The following is a 17,484-nucleotide window of genomic DNA, read 5'->3' as shown; positions in this document are numbered from 1 at the left end:
CTCTATTCTGCCTTATCTATGTCGTTATTTAGCGGTGTTACAGGCTTGTCTCGATTTTTCATTACGTCTGCTAAGCTATCTTCAAGTTGTAAATACAGGTCACGATAAGCGGTATTAAACTTGTCGTCTTCACTGTTATTCAACCAAGTTTGATACAAGGTTGCTTTACTTTGTTTTTCTATTTCTTTAAAGGTGAGCTTTACGTCTTTTGCTTGTTGTTCACTGAAACCCAGATTAGCCAGCGCGTGTGTTCCAAGGATTAAGGCTGAATGATAGGTCTCACTGACCACATGATCTGCCCCTGCATGACGCAGAGAATAACCATGGCCACGGTCATAAGCACGCGCTAATATTTTGACTTGTGGATAATGTTGCTTGATGTAACGTACGAGATCAACGGCTCTGGCTTTATCATCAATGGCGACGATGAATAAGCTGGCGTTAGCGATCCCCGCTGTTTCTAGCAAACTTGGCTGAGTCGCGTCACCAAAATAACTCTTCATGTTAAATGAACGCACTCTTTGGATCATACTGACGTCATGATCCAGCACCACAGTTTTTACGCCGTTGGCCACTAACAGCCGATTGACAATTTGGCCGAAACGGCCGATGCCTGCCACGATCACATCACCGTGTTCATCGATATCATCGCTTGCTTGTTGATTGGTTTTATCAACATAGCGGGGCAGGATCACGCGGTCATAAAAGATAAATAACGCGGGTGTTAAGAACATAGACAGGGCAACAGATAATGATAAGGTCTGTGCTAAATCAATCGGTAGTACATGATTGTTCACGGTAAAGCCGATTAATACAAAGCCAAATTCACCTGCTTGCGCCAAGCTTAGTGCTAATAACCAACGGTCACTGCCTTTGATCTTAAAGACTAAGGTTAAGATAAACAGCACTAAGCCTTTGACTAACATTAAGGCGACGGTAATGGATAAAATGGTACTGGTTTCGTTAAACAAGATATTAAAATCAATACCAGCGCCCACGGTCATAAAGAATAACCCCAGTAATAGCCCTTTGAATGGTTTGATGGTGGCTTCTAACTGGTGTCTAAATTCACTGGTTGCTAATACTACACCGGCTAAGAATGCACCCAGAGCAGGGGACAGACCCACTAAGTTCATAATGGCAGCAATACCAATGACCAGCATTAATGAGGTAGCGGTAAAGATCTCAGGTACTTTAGAACTTGCCACAAATTTAAATAATGGACGACTTAAGTAATGGCCTCCGACAACTACGCCGGTGATGGCCACTATGATCACTAGGGCATAATAAATGCCGGAAATATTGGCGACTAAGGATAATTCTTCATGCTGCGCACTGGCTGCTTGTACGGCATTTTGTGCTTGTTCAACCAGTTCAGGAATGGCTAATAATGGGATTAGCGCCAGCATCGGGATCACGGCGATATCTTGAAACAGTAATACCGAGAATGCAGAGCGCGCGCCTTCGGTTTTGGTCAGGCCTTTTTCGTTAAAGGTTTGTAATACGATCGCGGTTGAGGACAGTGAGAATACTAAACCAATAGTGAGGGCCAGACCCCAGTCTAAATTAAGCACAAGGCAGATCCCCATTACTGCAGCCGTCGTTAAACCAACTTGTAAACCACCTAAACCAATAAGACGATGACGCATATCCCAGAGCATACGGGGTTCTAGTTCTAGGCCCACCAGAAATAGCATCATCACTACACCAAACTCAGCGAAATGCTGGATGGTAGCGGCTTCACTGCCGACTAGCCCTGTCACTGGGCCTATGATAACCCCGGCAATTAAATAACCGAGTACCGAGCCCAGCCCAAGACGTTTGGCAATCGGTACGGCGATAACCGCAGCAAACAGGTAGACGAATGCTTGAATGAAATAACCTGTCATGGTGCTTCCTTGTTCCTTGGTTGGTAATGCGATGAGTGATCTATAGTACTAAAAAAGCCCTTAGCGTCATTTATGATAACTATCGTATTGCGATAGCATAATAATAGGCACTAAGAGCTTCATTGGTAAAGCGTTATACCCAAGCATCTTGAAATAACTTGGGTATATATTTCGTTTATACTCGACTATTTAATTGTCGCGGCTTTCATTGGCGTCACAAACTCAGCGAGTTCTTGCAGCATTGTTTCATTGTCATTCAGGTTTTTCTCAATGATATTAACAATAGCTGAACCCGAAATAGCACCCGCAGCACCTGCTGCAACAGCTTGTTTAACTTGTTCTGGTGATGAAATACCAAAACCAAGGAGACAAGGCGCGGCATTAAATGATTTTAGCTTGTCTAATAACGGACCAACTGGCATTTCTGCTTTAGTCTCTGCACCTGTTACTCCAGCGCGGCTAAGTAGGTAGGTGTAACCAGACCCTTGCTCTGCTACCAGTTTCAGCGTTGCTTCATCGGCATTTGGTGGTGCGATGTAGATACTTTCGATACCCACTTTATCGCCAGCGTCTTTAAATTGTTGACCGTATTGTACAGGCACGTCGGCAATCAATAATGAGTCAACGCCAGCCGCAGCGGCTTTAGCCATAAACTTATCTGTGCCATTACCGTAAACTAGGTTGGCATACAGCAATAAACCAATTGGTATTTGCGGGTGTTTAGCACGTATTTCAGTGAGCATTTCAAAACAGATATCAGGGTTGATGCCTGCGTTTAGTGCACGAGACGTGGCTTTTTGGATCGTCGGGCCATCAGCCACCGGATCTGAGAACGGAATACCGAGTTCTAACGCGTCAGCGCCGGCTGCAATGAGCGTTTCGATGATCGCCATTGATTGCTCGCGGTTTGGATCGCCAATCGTTACAAATGGAACAAAAGCGCCTTCATTTTTTTCTGCAAGTGCAGCAAAAGCTTGTTGATAACGTCCCATTATAATGCTCCTTTACCTTCAAGAATATCAGCTACAGTGAAGATATCTTTATCGCCACGCCCAGATAAGTTAACCACTAAGATTTGTTCTTTATCCATATCCTGTTCCATCATCTGTAGTGCATACGCTAATGCGTGAGATGATTCTAGCGCAGGGATAATGCCTTCTTGCGATGATAATAACTGGAATGACGCTAATGCTTCTTCATCGGTTACAGATGGATATTCTGCACGACCAGTGGTATATAAATGTGCGTGTTGTGGGCCCACAGATGGGAAATCTAAACCGGCAGATACTGAATATGACTCTTGAATCTGACCATAGTTATCCTGCATCAATAGTGAGTGCATACCAAAGAAAATACCGTTGGTACCTTCGGCAATTGGCGCGCCATGCTGACCAGTGGCAATGCCTTTACCTGCAGGCTCAACACCGTAAAGTTTGACATTTTCTTCTTCGATAAAGTCATTGAATATACCAATGGCATTCGAACCACCACCAACACAAGCAATAACTGCATCGGGTAAGCGTCCTTCTGCTTTTAAGATCTGTTGTTTGGCTTCTTCCCCGATCATTTTTTGGAATTCACGCACAATCGTTGGGAATGGGTGAGGACCAGCCGCTGTACCTAGTAGGTAATGGGCATTTTCGTAGTTGGCAGACCAGTCACGTAATGCTTCATTACAGGCATCTTTTAATGTGCCTGCGCCAGAATCTACGGCAATGACTTCGGCACCCATTAATTTCATGCGGAATACGTTCGGCTTTTGGCGTTCCATGTCTTTCACACCCATGTAGATGCGACATTTTAGACCCAATAACGCACAGGCTAACGCAGATGCAGTACCGTGTTGGCCTGCGCCAGTTTCTGCGATGACCTCGGTTTTACCCATGCGTTTAGCCAGCAGTGCTTGACCTAGTACTTGGTTAGTTTTGTGCGCGCCACCGTGAAGTAGATCTTCACGTTTTAGGTAGATCTTGGTTTTTGAACCTTTGGTAATGTTACGGCATAGCGTCAATGGTGTTGGACGACCCGCGTATTCATTTAACAGTTTTTGAAACTCTGCTTCGAAGGCAGGATCATTTTGTGAATCGATAAATGCATCTTCTAATTCATCTAATGCAGGTATTAAAATTTGCGATACGTATTGGCCGCCAAATTCGCCAAAAAAGGCATTAAGTTTTGCCATGATAACTTCCTTTAGTAATTTCTAAGCGCGTTAAATGCCGCGATAATTTTGTCTGTATCTTTAATACCGGGTGCTGATTCTAATCCTGAGTTTAGGTCCAGCCCTAAACAACCGAGTTTTGCTGCGTCTTGCACGTTGTCAGGGGTTAATCCGCCTGCCAACATGATTTGACTGCAATCTTCAGATGTTAATAACGACCAATCAAATGGCTGTCCTGTGCCACCTGATTGTCCCGCTACCTTACTATCAACTAAATGACGATCAACCTTGGTCAGGCTTAAATCGGGTGCTTGTTCGCTAACCCCGTGTGCTTTCCAAATTTGTATGTCGTTATTGAGTAAGGTTTTTAATATCGCAATGTAGCTTGTATCTTCGCTGCCGTGTAATTGTACTGCGGCCAAACCAAGATGATTAGCAAGCTGGGCAACGACTGTTGCTTGTTCATTCACAAATACACCCACGTAAGCCAGTGGTGCAGCAGCAATGACCTCTTGCGCTATTGCTACGTTAACACAACGTGGTGATTTTGGTGCAAAGATAAGTCCGCCATAAATAGCGCCTTGCTCATACACTACTTTGGCGTCTTCTGGACGAGTTAGGCCACAGACTTTATTGTCACCTAAAATCAATCGGCGGCAAGCTAAATCAACGTTGTCTTGCGACATTAATGAACTGCCAACGAGAAAGCCGTTCGCGTAGTTCGCCAAATCGCGTACTTGTTGGTTATTGTGGATCCCCGATTCTGAAATGATAATACGATCACTTGGGATCTGAGGGGCGATCTCTTTGGTGCGGTTTAAGTCAATGGATAAGTCGCGTAGGTCACGGTTATTAATGCCGATCACTTTTGCATCTAGCGCAATCGCACGGACTAATTCTGCTTCATTACTGACTTCGGTAAGTACGCCCATGTTTAAGCTGTGAGCCACTTTAGCTAAGGCAATATATTCAGCGTCATCCAGTACCGATAACATTAACAGCGTTGCATCTGCCTGGTGTAAACGGGCTAAGTAAATCTGGTATTCATCAATAATAAAGTCTTTACAAATCACTGGTTGAGTCACGATATTACGTACTTTAGTGATGTAGTCAAAGTCACCTTGGAAGTATTTCTCATCCGTTAATACTGAGACTGCAGCCGCATAGTTTTTATAGACGCCAGCAATTAAATCTAAATCAAATTCGGGGCGAATGAGCCCTTTTGATGGAGATGCTTTCTTACATTCCAGAATAAACTTGGTTGGTTTACCCGATAATGCGGCATAAAAATCACGATCTGTCGGTATTAAATCAGCAATAAAACTCGCTAATGGTTGGCTGGCTTTACGCGCTGTAACCCAAGTCACTTTATCGTCAATAATATTACCGAGAATGGTTTGCTGTAATTCTTGCGTTAACATTTATGCTTCCTTCCTTATGACTAAATTTGCTGACTTTTGACTGCTAGCTGGTGGATTAAGGCTAATGCACGGCCATCATCAATTGCCGCCATTGCTAATTTAGTACCGTGTTTGAAGTCTGTGGCTATTTCTGCTACCACTAATAATGCCGATACGTTGATTGCTACTGCGGCTTTTTGTGCGTCAGTACCGTGACCAGATAAGAGGCGTTCGATAATGACTTTATTTTCAGCTGCATCACCGCCGCGTAGTTCGGCTACGTCATAACGTTCAACACCAAAATCGGCAGGGCTCACTGTGAATTCAGTGATCATGCCATTATTTAACTCGGCAACTTTAGTTTCACCGTGTAGGGCGACTTCATCTAAACCACTACCGTGTACGACTAACGCACGCTGCACACCGAGTTTATCCATGGTTTCGGCGATTGGGCGAATTAAACATTCATCATATACACCCATTAGCTGTACTTGTGGGCGAGTCGGATTGAGCAGAGGACCTAGCACATTAAAGATGGTGCGGGTTTTAAGGGCTTGGCGTACAGGCATCGCATGGCGAATACCGGCGTGGTATTGCGGTGCGAATAAAAAGCAAATACCCAATTCATCAAGGCAGGCTTTTGCTTGCTCTGGGGTTTGGGTTAAATTAATACCAAATGCTTCCAATAAGTCTGACGAGCCTGATTTACTTGATACGCTGCGGTTACCATGTTTAGTCATTTTTAACCCACAAGCAGCAGCGACAAACGCAGCTGTTGTTGAGATATTAATGGTATTCATGTTATCGCCACCGGTACCACAGCAATCGGCATGTAGGCCTTCTACAGCAGGGAAGGGTGTCGCTGCTGCGAGTAATGCTTGCGCTGCACCCGCAATCTCATCTGGCTGTTCACCGCGTATTTTTAATGCAGTTAACACTGACGAAAGTACGATAGGGTCCATTTCACCTCGTACCACTGCCGTAAACACGGTTTCTGATTCTTCAAGAGTCAGTACTTGGTTTGCGTATAATTTTTCTAGAATCGCGGTGATTGTTGCTGGTGCCGTGTTTTCCGATACTACTTTTTCCGGTACGATGTTTGATTCTGCCATGACCTACTCCTTAGGGCTTGTTACCTATGCTGTTGCCCATGCTAGGGTGTTTTTTAACAGCTCGGCGCCTTCACTGGTTAATATTGATTCTGGATGAAATTGAAAACCAATTACTTTATCTTCTGGTTGAATAATTGCCATTGGCATACCGTTAAATTCAGCATTAACGGTTAAGCTGCTCGGTACTTCTGTTGCGACTAATGAATGATAGCGTGCAACAGGTAACGGCTGACTTAAACCGGCAAACATTAACTTACCATCATGGTTAATCGATGAGGCTTTACCATGCATGATCTCTTCTGCACGGCCAACTACGCCACCATACTGTTGTACCAGTGCTTGGTGTCCTAAACAAATGCCAATCATAGGATATTGCCCGCGGCATAAGCGGATTAGTTCCAACAAACAACCGGCTTCTGATGGATTACCTGGGCCCGGCGAAAGCACCACAACAGGGTTGTTTTCACATTGGTCTATTTGCTGTTTAATCGCTTCGGCACTAATACTGTTACGGTAAATTTTAACCTCATGTCCTAGGCTACGGAATTGATCCACGAGGTTGTAAGTAAAAGAGTCAAAGTTGTCTAATAAAAATAAAGTATTGTTCATGTTGCCTCCGTTACTTGGCGTTGTTAGTTGTTGAGTTAGCTTCTGCCTTCATGATGGCAGCTAATGATGAACCTTGTGCGAGGGCAACGGCGTTTAATACAGCGGCTGCTTTACTGCGGGTTTCTTCGGCTTCAGCTTGTGGGTTTGAGTCGTAAACCACACCCGCACCAGCTTGTACATACGCAGTCCCATCTTTAACAAATGCAGAGCGAATTACAATACAGGTATCCATCGTACCATCACCAGTCAGGTAACCAACGGCACCACCATAACTACCACGGCGTTGTTGTTCTACTTGACGAACCAGTTCCGCGGCGCGGATCTTAGGTGCGCCAACTAACGTCCCCATGTTCATACACGCTTGGTATGCATGCAGGGCATCAAGGTCATTACGTAGTTTTCCTTTTACGCGAGACACTAAGTGCATGACGTAGCTGTAACGATCAACGTTTAATAAGTTAGCCACATAACGTGTACCCGGCTGACTAATACGGGCTACGTCATTACGCGCTAAATCAACCAGCATGATGTGTTCGGCAGTTTCTTTCTTGTCTTGGCGCAATTCTAATTCGATACGGCCATCTAAGTCGGGGCAAATAGAGCCATCGGCACGGAAACCACGACGACGAGTACCGGCAATCGGATAAATTTCTACATCATTAGTTTGCGCATCATATTTCAATGCACTTTCTGGCGATGCACCAAATAACACAAAGTCAGAATCGTTTAGGTAGAACATGTACGGACTTGCGTTCGTTTGTTTTAGTTTGGCATAAGCGGCTAACGAATCTGGACAAGGTAAGCTAAAGCAACGTGACGGTACAACTTGGAAAATATCACCTTTACGGATGTAGTCTTTTAAATCTTCAACTGTCGCGCAGAACTCACTGTCACTAATATCAACCTTGATTGTTAGTGCTGCTGCTTTAGACTCTGGTATTGCGGCTAAGACTGTCGCACATTCCGTTTGGATACGGGCTAATTTTGCTTCTGTTTCGTTAAGTGCAGTGGCAAAGTGTTCACCACCAAAGACACTACCGATTAATTTTGATTGTTGGGTTTGGCGATCAATCACAATTAAGGTTTCGGCAATATAGAATACAAAATCAGGACAGATATTGACGCCATCCGGCACACTTGGTAATTCTTCAACACTGGCAATCATGTCATAGGCAAAACAGCCACCGAGAAATAATGCTTCATGAAAAGGTGTTTCTGGAATGACGCGGTTGATAATGGTACGTAAAGCATCGAAAGGTGATGATGACTGTAAGCGTGAATCTTCATCAAGACTATCGTCAGTCGCGGCGAATGTTAGTGCGAGTTTGTTATGGCTCTGAGCGGTAATGGCATCGTTGCCAAGTTTGGCTTTAAATTCATCGGCTAAGAAGGGCAAAAGGTTCTCGCCATTCAAGGTTAACGCGGTGAATTCAACTGTACGTCCAAAACAGGCGATCTTAACGGCGGCATCGAGCAAAATTAAACTTTGCAGTGCGGTTTTGGTGACTATATCAGCCGATTCTAATAATAGGCTGTTACCGCTTGGGCGATACATGTGGCGATAGAAGGCAAGGGGATCGTCAATATGAGGGCAACCTTGCTGAATCGAATGTAATTTTCCTGGCGCTAATAGTTGCGTCATCGCACTTTCCTTGCTTTAGTGTGTCCAAATTTCCAATAAAAAAGCCCGTTTCAATGAAACGGGCTTTAATGTTTGTTATTTTTTGTAGATTTACATTTACTGCAGATATCACAAAATCACATGCCCGTTTAGAGAGGGATGTGCCACCACCAACTGATTGTTTGGTTTGTAATATTTTGCATTGCGTTTGAGCCATAAAGTTATCTAAGTAGGTTAAACTTAGGCGGTTAGGGCTATTACTGTCAATACATTTATTAATTTTTGTGTGAAATTGTTAAATAAAACTTATAATGGGGCCTTATTATGCCTTTTCTGACTTTTTATCGCTGGATATACTCTATTTTATGATTTACGATCTACATTCTCATACCACTGCCTCTGATGGATCTTTAACTCCAGCTGAATTAGTTCAACGCGCGGTTGAACATCGTGTTGATGTGTTCGCTATTACCGATCACGATACCACTAATGGCTTGCAAGAAGCGCATGATACGATTGCTGCGCATGCATTGCCTATTACTTTGATCAATGGCGTTGAAGTTTCAACTAATTGGCAAAACCATGAGATTCATGTCGTTGGCCTAAATGTTGACCTAGAAAATCCGGAACTGCAGGCATTTTTAGCTGAGCAGCGAAGTAAGCGTGAAGAACGCGCGGTTGAAATGGGTAATCGTTTAGCTAAAGCACGTATTGTTGGTGCGTATGAAGGCGCTAAAGCGCTTGCGGGTGATGCCAGTATTACCCGTAGTCACTTTGCCAAATATTTGGTTGAGCAAGGCGTTGAGAATACCTTTCAAAATGTATTTAAACGCTTCTTAGCTAAGGGTAAAACTGGTTATGTGCCACCCAACTGGGCAACAATTGAACAAACGATAGAAATAATACATCAATCCGGTGGGCAAGCTGTACTGGCTCATCCGCTGCAGTATAAACTGTCAACTAAATGGTTTAAAAGATTATTAGCTGCCTTCGAAGAAGCGGGTGGTGATGCCCTAGAAGTGGGACAACCACAACAAGGTATTACCGAGCGCACCCTGTTGGCCAGTTATAGTCGCGATTATAATTTAGCAGGGTCTGTTGGCTCTGATTTTCATCGACCAAGCAGCTGGACTGAATTAGGTCGAAATTTATATATCCCTAAAGATTGTACCCCTGTGTGGTCGTCTTGGCCTGAAGGTGATGCGAAGCCTGCCTCTGCAGTGGAGCAAGGCGCTTAAGTTTACCAAGTGGTAATTAAGATGTGTCAGCGATGGTCATTAAACAGTGAAGGAGTAATAATTTATGAGTCAATTTTTCTATGTGCACCCTGATAATCCGCAAACGCGTTTAATCAGTCAGGCGGTTGCTATTTTACGTAACGGCGGTGTGATCATCTATCCAACAGATTCTGGCTATGCGCTAGGCTGTCATATTGGTGATAAAACGGCGTTAGAGCGTATTTGTAAGATCCGTAAGTTAGATAAAGACCATGACTTTACCTTGTTGTGTCGTGATTTATCGGAATTATCACTGTACGCACGCGTTGATAATCAAGCTTATCGCGCGCTTAAAAATAATACTCCAGGTCCGTTCACGTTTATTTTTAAAGGGACCAAAGAAGTGCCGCGTCGTTTAGTGAACCCTAAGCGTAAAACAATCGGTATTCGTGTGCCAGACAACACAATTGCGTTAGCATTATTAGATGCGCTCGGTGAACCTATGATGTCGACGTCGTTAATCTTACCGGGTAACGAAGGTGCAGAGTTTGATCCAGAAGCGATCCGAGACCAACTTGAAAACCAAGTGGAACTCATCATCAATGGTGGCTACTTAGGCGAGCAAGCGACAACGGTTATTGATTATTCGGAAGGTGATGCCGTTATTCTTCGTCAAGGTGCCGGTGATGCATCTTCTTTCGTGTAACCAGTGGTAGAGTCTAGCACTGCGATTGCCAAGGTTAATGGCGAGTTATTACGTAAAGTCCCCAAGGATTTGTTTATTCCGCCAGATGCGCTGAGTGTATTCTTAGACGCATTTGAAGGACCGTTAGATTTATTGCTGTATTTAATCAAAAAGCAAAAACTCGATATTTTGCAGCTACCGATGCAACAAATCACCGCGCAATACATGGAATACGTGGATCTGATGACTACGTTGAAAATTGAACTTGCCGGTGAGTATTTGGTCATGGCAGCCCTGTTAGCTGAAATTAAATCACGGTTACTGCTCCCTAAATTAGTGGTGGCAGAAGAAGAGTTGGACGATCCACGTCTCGTGCTGATCCGACAGCTACAAGAATATGAAATCTTTAAGAACGCGGCAGAAAATTTGGATAATCACCCAAGGATCCAGCGCGATATTTTTGTTGCTAACGCCGAACTGCCAGAAAATATTACGACAACCCCGTTATTAGCTGAAGTATCTCTGCGTGACTTGGCGTATAATCTGCAAAAATTACTGAAGAAAGCAGAACACTTCGAGCGTCATCAGATCCAACGTGAAGTATTAACCACACGTGAAAAGATGACCCATATATTGGCATTACTGCAAGATGGTAAAGTGCGAACTTTCCATCAAGTACTCGATCTTAAAGAAGGTCGACGCGGTATTGTGGTGAGTTTTCTGGCGATCCTCGAGTTACTTAAAGAGTCTTTAATTAGCCTTATCCAGAATAATCCTTTGGGTGAGATATACTTAAGTTTAGCCGAATAAGTGTGAGACCTGAGTGTGAATACAACACCTTATAAACAGATTATTGAAGCGGCTATTTTTGTTGCGAAGAAACCGTTATCATTAGCGGCTTTATGCCGTGATGTACTTGGCGATGATGATTTAAGCCGTCAGCAAGTGACCGCCTATATTGCCGAGATAAGTGCCGATTATCATGATAAAGGTATAGAGCTGGTGGAAGTCGCCAGTGGTTATCGCTTTCAAGCGCGTTCATATTTAACACCTTGGTTGCAACGTATGTTGCAAGATAAACCGACAAAATATTCGCGTGCGACATTAGAAACATTAGCACTGATTGCTTATCGTCAACCCGTGAGTCGGGGTGACATTGAAGCAGTTCGTGGGGTCGCTGTGAGCAGCCAAACGATCCATACGCTTGAAGAGCGCGAATGGATCAAAGTGATTGGCCGCAAAGAAGTACCGGGTAGGCCGGCTTTGTATGCGACAACGACCCAATTCTTGGATTACTTTGGCATTAAAAGTATTCAAGAGTTACCCCCATTGGACGAAGCGTTATTGGCTAAATTAGCCGCCATGGACGAAGAAACACTGTTAGATATTTAACGGGTTCAACAAAGAAAACTGTTAGATATCTAAAACATACAACATTTTATAATTGCGAAATAAGATCGTAACTTAATATTTAGGAAAACTGATGAGTGAAAAACTACAGAAAGTACTAGCACGTGCTGGTTTAGGTTCCCGTCGTGAGATGGAAGCTGTGATCGCAGAAGGCCGTGTCAGCGTTAATGGTGAAATGGTTACATTAGGTAGCCGTGTTGAAGAAGTGGATAAAATACGTTTAGACGGTAACCCGGTAAGCGTGGTCAAGGAAGAAGACGCTGTATGTCGTATTCTTGCATACCATAAACCTGAAGGTGAGTTATGTACGCGTAAAGATCCAGAAGGTCGTAAGACTGTATTTGATCGTCTGCCGCCACTTAAGAGTGGTCGTTGGATCGCGATTGGTCGTCTAGATATCAATACATCGGGTCTATTATTATTTACGACAGATGGTGAGCTAGCAAACCGTTTAATGCACCCGAGTCACGAAGTAGAACGTGAATACTCTTGTCGTATCTTTGGTGAAGTAACACCAAAAATCATTCAAAACCTGCGTATGGGTGTTGAGTTAGAAGATGGTCCTGCTAAGTTCCAAAAAATTAAAGGTGTTGTTGCCGGTACGGGTGGTGAAGGTCTTAACCAATGGTACAACGTATTATTGAGTGAAGGTCGTAACCGTGAAGTACGTCGTTTATGGGAATCTCAAGGTATTCAGGTAAGTCGTCTTATCCGTATCCGTTATGGTTCATTAGTACTTGATCGTCGTTTACCTCGTGGCGGTTGGTCTGAGTTAGCACTTGAAGAAATCAACTATTTACGTACCCTTGTTTCATTAGATCCAGAAACAACTGCACGTAGTTTAGAGCGTAAAGAGACACGTATTCGTCAAGGCCGTATCCGTCGTTCATTGAAAAATAATGACGCACGTCAAAAGCCGACTAAAAGCGGTCGATTGGGTAAAGAAATTGAAGAAACCAATGAACCTCGTGGTAAAAGTCGTACTAAGCCTACGGGTTCTGGTATACCGATCCACAAAGGTAAGAAAGGCCCTGCTAAACAGCAGCGAGGCCCTAAAGCGAAAAAACGTACTCGTATCTAATTACATGTTTTAAGTACAACGCTCTGGTTATAAGAGAATAGATTTTACTGCTAACGCGTTATCCCTGCCTGTAATCGGCATTGGGGTAACGCGTTTTTTTATGCCTGCAACTGACACTGCTTAACTACTGATGTGATGATCCACCTTTGTCGCTTCTATTGCTTCAAGATTGACTGTATATCATTGCCACTGGGTTGCTGAAAGGCGTGTAGGCCAAATGCAGGTAATACCGAGAAGATATGATCAAAGATATCTGCTTGTATGTTTTCATAAAAAGCCCAACGTGTTTCATCGGTGAAGATATAGATCTCGATTGGCATACCTTGTGTTGTTGGTGCTAATTGTCTCACCAATAATGTCATGTCTTTACGTATTTTGGGATGCTGTTGTAAGTAAGCTAACAAGTATGCGCGGAATGTACCTATATTGGTCAGGCCACGGCTATTCACCGCTTGCTCGTCTTCATTGAAATCGAGATTAAAAGTATTGATATCAAAGCTTTTATCCGCAAGGTAGTTTTTTAATAAATGAATCTTGCTAAGGCGTTGTAACTCATCTTTAGTTAAAAACCCGATACTTTGAATATCAATAAAGAGACTACGCTTGATTCGACGGCCGCCTGATTCAGTCATACCCCGCCAGTTTTTAAACGCGTCAGACACCAAGGCATAGGCAGGTAGCATGGTAATGGTTTTATCAAAGTTACGTACTTTAACTGTGGTCAGTGAGACTTCTTCAACGGTCCCGTCTGCACCGTATTTATCCATTTGGATCCAATCGCCCTTAGTGACCATTTGGTTCGTGGCTAACTGAATACCGGCGACAAAACCTAAAATGGTATCTTTGAATATCAGCATGATGAAACCAGTCGCTACACCCAAGCCACTTAAGAAATAAATTGGTGTTTGGTTGGATAAAATCGAGACAGTAATAATGGCTGTTATAAAAAATAAAAACAGTTTAATTAATTGAATAAAGCTAGTGATGGGTAAGCGTTGTGTTGCTTTGTGCTCATCGGCTATCTGTGCAATAGCATTCAATACAGCATAAATCGCGCGTATAAATAAAATCACTAACAAAGCAGTAAGAAGGCGACCAAGAATATCGGAAACAAACGGAGACCATACAGAGAACAGCGGTAGCAGTAGCTCAATAACCAGTAGCGGTACTAATAATGCGAACTTCTCTAAGACACCATGGGCAACAAATTTATCATCCCAAGTCGCTTTGGAGCGAGCTGAAATGACTTTCATTGCTTTAATTACGACACGTTTCACAATTACATAAGATATCGCCGCTAGACTCAAACATAATACGAGTAGTATTAGGTTGTAAGTATTTGCCCCTGTGTTATTTAACGTGTCGCTCTCTGAGAGCCATTGTGAAATCATTAACCTTAGTTCTTTATCCAATGTCATTATCCTACTACGGTAATAAAACGGTATGATATTCATTATGCTTAATGATTAGCAATAACTATTATCAAATTCCTCTTCTATCCTGCATTTCTTCATTGATGAAGAACATAAAAATTACCATTAGTTCGCTAAAAGTGATATTGCCAATAGCTAAAAACAGTTTTATAACATACATTACACAAGTTTTTATCATTTCGAGAGGGAAGGCACATAACATGGCAATGAAGCTTATTTTAGTTATCTTATTTGGACTAGCACCAGCAACGTTTGCGTTTGCATCAGGTGGCGGTGGAGAAATTGTTGATCTTACTGCGTCCAGAATAGGCTATTTTGCTGTAATTATCTTTACCTGCGCATACTTGCTGGTTATGGCGGAAGAGCACTTACATTTACGAAAATCAAAACCTGTCCTCGTGGCTGCGGGTATTATTTGGGCTCTCATTGGTTGGCACTATGCTAGCTTAGGCATGTCAGATGTCGCCGAGGCCGCATTTAGACATAATCTGTTAGAGTATGCCGAACTATTGCTGTTCTTACTGGTTGCGATGACTTACATCAATGCGATGGAAGAACGTCAGTTATTTGATGCATTACGCAGTTGGATGTTAGGTAAAGGTCTCGATCTTAGGGGCTTATTTTGGTTAACGGGTATTCTCGCATTCTTTATTTCGCCGATTGCCGATAACTTAACCACGGCACTGCTTATGTGTGCGGTGGTAATGAAAGTTGCAGGGGAAGACAAAAAGTTTATTAACCTTGCTTGTATTAATATCGTTGTTGCCGCGAATGCGGGTGGTGCGTTCAGTCCATTTGGTGATATTACAACCTTAATGGTATGGCAAAAGGGCATGGTCGAATTTAATGAATTCGCTGCGTTATTCTTACCATCTGTGGTTAACTTCATTGTACCAGCTACGATCATGACGTTCTTCATTCCTAAAAACGCCAAGTTATCTGGTGTACAAGAAATCGTGCATACCAAACGTGGTGCGAAGCGTATCGTCTTGTTATTCCTACTGACAGTTGCATCTGCGGTAGCTGCACACAGCGTGTTACACATGCCACCAGTATTAGGCATGATGACAGGTCTGGGTTATCTGCAATTTTTCGGTTACTTCCTGCGTAAAACGCTGCCTATCTCGTTAGAGCGTAAACGTGCAAAAGCAGAACTTGCTAACGACGCAAAAGCCTTAGAACAGCTTGGTGGCGTCGTGCCATTTGATGTATTTAATAAAGTTGCGAAAGCCGAATGGGATACTTTGTTATTCTTCTACGGCGTGATCATGTGTGTGGGTGGTTTAGGCTTTATGGGTTACCTCAGCCTGGCTTCTGGCATTATGTACGGCACGTGGGATACCACTGTAGCCAATGTTGTAGTCGGTCTCTTGTCTGCGGTTGTTGATAATATTCCGGTGATGTTTGCGGTACTAAGCATGGAACCTGATATGTCTTTGGGCCAATGGTTATTAGTGACCTTAACAGCGGGCGTGGGCGGTAGTTTACTGTCTATTGGTTCAGCTGCTGGTGTGGCGCTGATGGGTCAAGCACGTGGACTGTATACTTTTGCGGGTCACTTACGCTGGGCGCCAGTCATTGCCCTGGGTTACATCGCTTCGATTCTTTGCCATTTATGGCTGAATGATGCGTTGTTTTAATTATCAGGTCTAAACACAGAGTTCACCGCGCAATTTGATTGCGCGGTGAGCTCTGCTCTAATATAAATATTCTATTCCGTATCATATAAAAAATAGAAAAATGTACTAGCAACTATATATAGTATTGATGATATAAATAGAATGATTGCTAGTATTCGATCTTTTTTTCTAGACAAGCGCCGAGCTGATACACCATCGACAAAAGCTTGCCTGTGAATTATATTTACAGGAAGAAGAAGCACCATGGCATAGTGTACTGCAATCGAACCGATTGGTCGTCGGGGGGGGAGAATCCCACCTTCTTTTACTATTTCAGATTCGATAAAGCGAACAGACATTTGATAAAAAACAATCCATGAAATGATAAAAAATAAAAATGTTACCCCACCACTAATTAACAACAAGTTATACATTTAAATTCCTTAATTAAACCATCTTATTTTCGAACTGGTATCATATACAGCACCTGAAATAGCCTGACCTAAAGAGTCCCCAGCTTTTGATGCGTAATAACCGGCACCTAACCCAATCCCAATCATTATTGCCCATCCAAGGGGGGTACTTGCGAGAAAAACACTTGCAATACCAACAGCGCCTTCTCCTACAAAAATCCCTAAGGCACCACCAAATCCAAATCCTGCTGTTTCTTGTACCATATTTTTTTGCCAATCAGCGCCATTTTCTTTTGCATCAAGTACTTTGTTGACTCTGAATCCGGCATCTAATACAAGTAAACCATTACCTGCGAATGTTATCCCTTTACCTAAGTTTTTTAATTTAGTCACTTCTTGAGTATTGGTTAAATTTATCACCTTTGACGAAAAACACTGTCCTTTAGGGCGGTGATGTAAGTCATTATTGCGTAGCAATAAGCACTTTTTTTATTACTAATATTGACATATTTACACATAGAGTCTAAGTTTAGAACTTAGTGCTGTATATAAATACAGTCATGTAAGGTGCTGAAAATTGAAACTTATTGCGTATAAATACAGATTCTACCCAAACAATGAGCAGGTAACAATACTTGCTCATACATTTGGTTGTGTTCGTTTCGCTTACAATTCAGCGCTTGGCTTCTCTAAAGCGCAATACGAATTGGGTAATAAAACCAATTATAACGATTGGAGTAAAAACCTCACTCAACTAAAAAAAAATCCCAACTTCTCATGGTTGAAAGCTGTTTCTAGCGTGCCATTGCAACAATCACTAAAGCATCTCGATAA

Annotated in this window: 17 protein-coding genes; 7 read left to right on the top strand and 10 right to left on the bottom strand. The window is 42.9% G+C overall.

What is annotated here, in order from left to right:
* Nucleotides 1-2: 2 nt before the first annotated feature.
* The 7 genes from AKG98_RS20260 to AKG98_RS20230 all read right to left on the bottom strand — a co-directional run bounded on the left by AKG98_RS20260 (nucleotide 3) and on the right by AKG98_RS20230 (nucleotide 8,813).
* Nucleotides 3-1,889, bottom strand: a complete 1,887-nt coding sequence (locus AKG98_RS20260) for a monovalent cation:proton antiporter-2 (CPA2) family protein (RefSeq protein WP_067050433.1) — start codon at nucleotides 1,887-1,889, stop codon at nucleotides 3-5.
* Nucleotides 1,890-2,074: 185 nt separating this feature from the next.
* On the bottom strand, nucleotides 2,075-2,881 hold the full coding sequence (gene trpA / locus AKG98_RS20255; protein ID WP_067050430.1) for a tryptophan synthase subunit alpha: 807 nt from the start codon (nucleotides 2,879-2,881) through the stop codon (nucleotides 2,075-2,077).
* Nucleotides 2,881-4,071: a tryptophan synthase subunit beta gene (gene trpB, locus AKG98_RS20250; RefSeq protein ID WP_067050427.1), complete on the bottom strand. Its 1,191-nt coding sequence runs from the start codon at nucleotides 4,069-4,071 to the stop codon at nucleotides 2,881-2,883. The genes trpA and trpB overlap by 1 nt, the downstream gene beginning before the upstream one ends.
* Nucleotides 4,072-4,082: 11 nt before the next feature.
* Nucleotides 4,083-5,471 carry a bifunctional indole-3-glycerol-phosphate synthase TrpC/phosphoribosylanthranilate isomerase TrpF gene (gene trpCF, locus AKG98_RS20245; RefSeq protein ID WP_067050424.1) on the bottom strand — a complete coding sequence of 463 codons (1,389 nt, stop codon included), beginning with the start codon at nucleotides 5,469-5,471 and terminating at the stop codon, nucleotides 4,083-4,085.
* Between the two features lie 20 nt (nucleotides 5,472-5,491).
* Nucleotides 5,492-6,562, bottom strand: a complete 1,071-nt coding sequence (gene trpD, locus AKG98_RS20240) for an anthranilate phosphoribosyltransferase (RefSeq protein ID WP_083544029.1) — start codon at nucleotides 6,560-6,562, stop codon at nucleotides 5,492-5,494.
* Nucleotides 6,563-6,586: 24 nt separating this feature from the next.
* Nucleotides 6,587-7,171, bottom strand: a complete 585-nt coding sequence (locus AKG98_RS20235) for an aminodeoxychorismate/anthranilate synthase component II (protein ID WP_067050422.1) — start codon at nucleotides 7,169-7,171, stop codon at nucleotides 6,587-6,589.
* A gap of 10 nt (nucleotides 7,172-7,181) precedes the next feature.
* Nucleotides 7,182-8,813 (bottom strand): anthranilate synthase component 1, encoded by a 1,632-nt coding sequence (locus AKG98_RS20230; RefSeq protein ID WP_067050419.1) that lies wholly within the window; start codon nucleotides 8,811-8,813, stop codon nucleotides 7,182-7,184.
* Between the two features lie 344 nt (nucleotides 8,814-9,157).
* On the opposite strand from AKG98_RS20230, the gene AKG98_RS20225 reads away from it, so the two are divergent.
* The 5 genes from AKG98_RS20225 to rluB all read left to right on the top strand — a co-directional run bounded on the left by AKG98_RS20225 (nucleotide 9,158) and on the right by rluB (nucleotide 13,185).
* Complete coding sequence (locus AKG98_RS20225; protein WP_067050416.1) at nucleotides 9,158-10,030, top strand: PHP domain-containing protein; 873 nt, start codon at nucleotides 9,158-9,160, stop codon at nucleotides 10,028-10,030.
* 64 nt (nucleotides 10,031-10,094) lie between these two features.
* The gene (locus AKG98_RS20220; RefSeq protein WP_067050413.1) at nucleotides 10,095-10,715 is read left to right on the top strand and encodes an L-threonylcarbamoyladenylate synthase; all 621 of its coding nucleotides are present in this window, start codon (nucleotides 10,095-10,097) and stop codon (nucleotides 10,713-10,715) included.
* A 3-nt stretch (nucleotides 10,716-10,718) separates the two neighbouring features.
* Nucleotides 10,719-11,504 carry a ScpA family protein gene (locus AKG98_RS20215; RefSeq protein WP_067050410.1) on the top strand — a complete coding sequence of 262 codons (786 nt, stop codon included), beginning with the start codon at nucleotides 10,719-10,721 and terminating at the stop codon, nucleotides 11,502-11,504.
* A 15-nt stretch (nucleotides 11,505-11,519) separates the two neighbouring features.
* The gene (gene scpB, locus AKG98_RS20210; RefSeq protein WP_369814940.1) at nucleotides 11,520-12,086 is read left to right on the top strand and encodes an SMC-Scp complex subunit ScpB; all 567 of its coding nucleotides are present in this window, start codon (nucleotides 11,520-11,522) and stop codon (nucleotides 12,084-12,086) included.
* A gap of 91 nt (nucleotides 12,087-12,177) precedes the next feature.
* Nucleotides 12,178-13,185 carry a 23S rRNA pseudouridine(2605) synthase RluB gene (rluB, locus tag AKG98_RS20205; protein ID WP_067050404.1) on the top strand — a complete coding sequence of 336 codons (1,008 nt, stop codon included), beginning with the start codon at nucleotides 12,178-12,180 and terminating at the stop codon, nucleotides 13,183-13,185.
* A 155-nt stretch (nucleotides 13,186-13,340) separates the two neighbouring features.
* Here rluB and AKG98_RS20200 read toward each other — a convergent pair whose 3' ends face one another.
* Nucleotides 13,341-14,597 (bottom strand): mechanosensitive ion channel family protein, encoded by a 1,257-nt coding sequence (locus AKG98_RS20200; protein ID WP_067050566.1) that lies wholly within the window; start codon nucleotides 14,595-14,597, stop codon nucleotides 13,341-13,343.
* A gap of 221 nt (nucleotides 14,598-14,818) precedes the next feature.
* Here AKG98_RS20200 and nhaD point away from each other — a divergent pair, with 221 nt between their 5' ends.
* Nucleotides 14,819-16,258 carry a sodium:proton antiporter NhaD gene (gene nhaD, locus AKG98_RS20195; protein WP_067050401.1) on the top strand — a complete coding sequence of 480 codons (1,440 nt, stop codon included), beginning with the start codon at nucleotides 14,819-14,821 and terminating at the stop codon, nucleotides 16,256-16,258.
* A gap of 71 nt (nucleotides 16,259-16,329) precedes the next feature.
* Here the strand turns inward: nhaD and AKG98_RS20190 are convergent, their stop codons facing one another.
* Nucleotides 16,330-16,671 (bottom strand): hypothetical protein, encoded by a 342-nt coding sequence (locus AKG98_RS20190; protein ID WP_067050398.1) that lies wholly within the window; start codon nucleotides 16,669-16,671, stop codon nucleotides 16,330-16,332.
* A gap of 9 nt (nucleotides 16,672-16,680) precedes the next feature.
* Nucleotides 16,681-17,127, bottom strand: coding sequence for a hypothetical protein (locus AKG98_RS20185; protein WP_157534182.1), 447 nt, complete (start codon nucleotides 17,125-17,127; stop codon nucleotides 16,681-16,683).
* A 100-nt stretch (nucleotides 17,128-17,227) separates the two neighbouring features.
* On the opposite strand from AKG98_RS20185, the gene AKG98_RS22555 reads away from it, so the two are divergent.
* On the top strand, nucleotides 17,228-17,484 hold a 257-nt coding region (locus tag AKG98_RS22555), incomplete at its 3' end, for a helix-turn-helix domain-containing protein (RefSeq protein ID WP_198155577.1).

This window comes from Moritella sp. JT01, from assembly GCF_001574435.1.
Taxonomy (GTDB): domain Bacteria; phylum Pseudomonadota; class Gammaproteobacteria; order Enterobacterales; family Moritellaceae; genus Moritella.
Note: the sequence above shows the minus strand (reverse complement) of the source record. Positions and strands in the feature narration are given on the sequence as shown.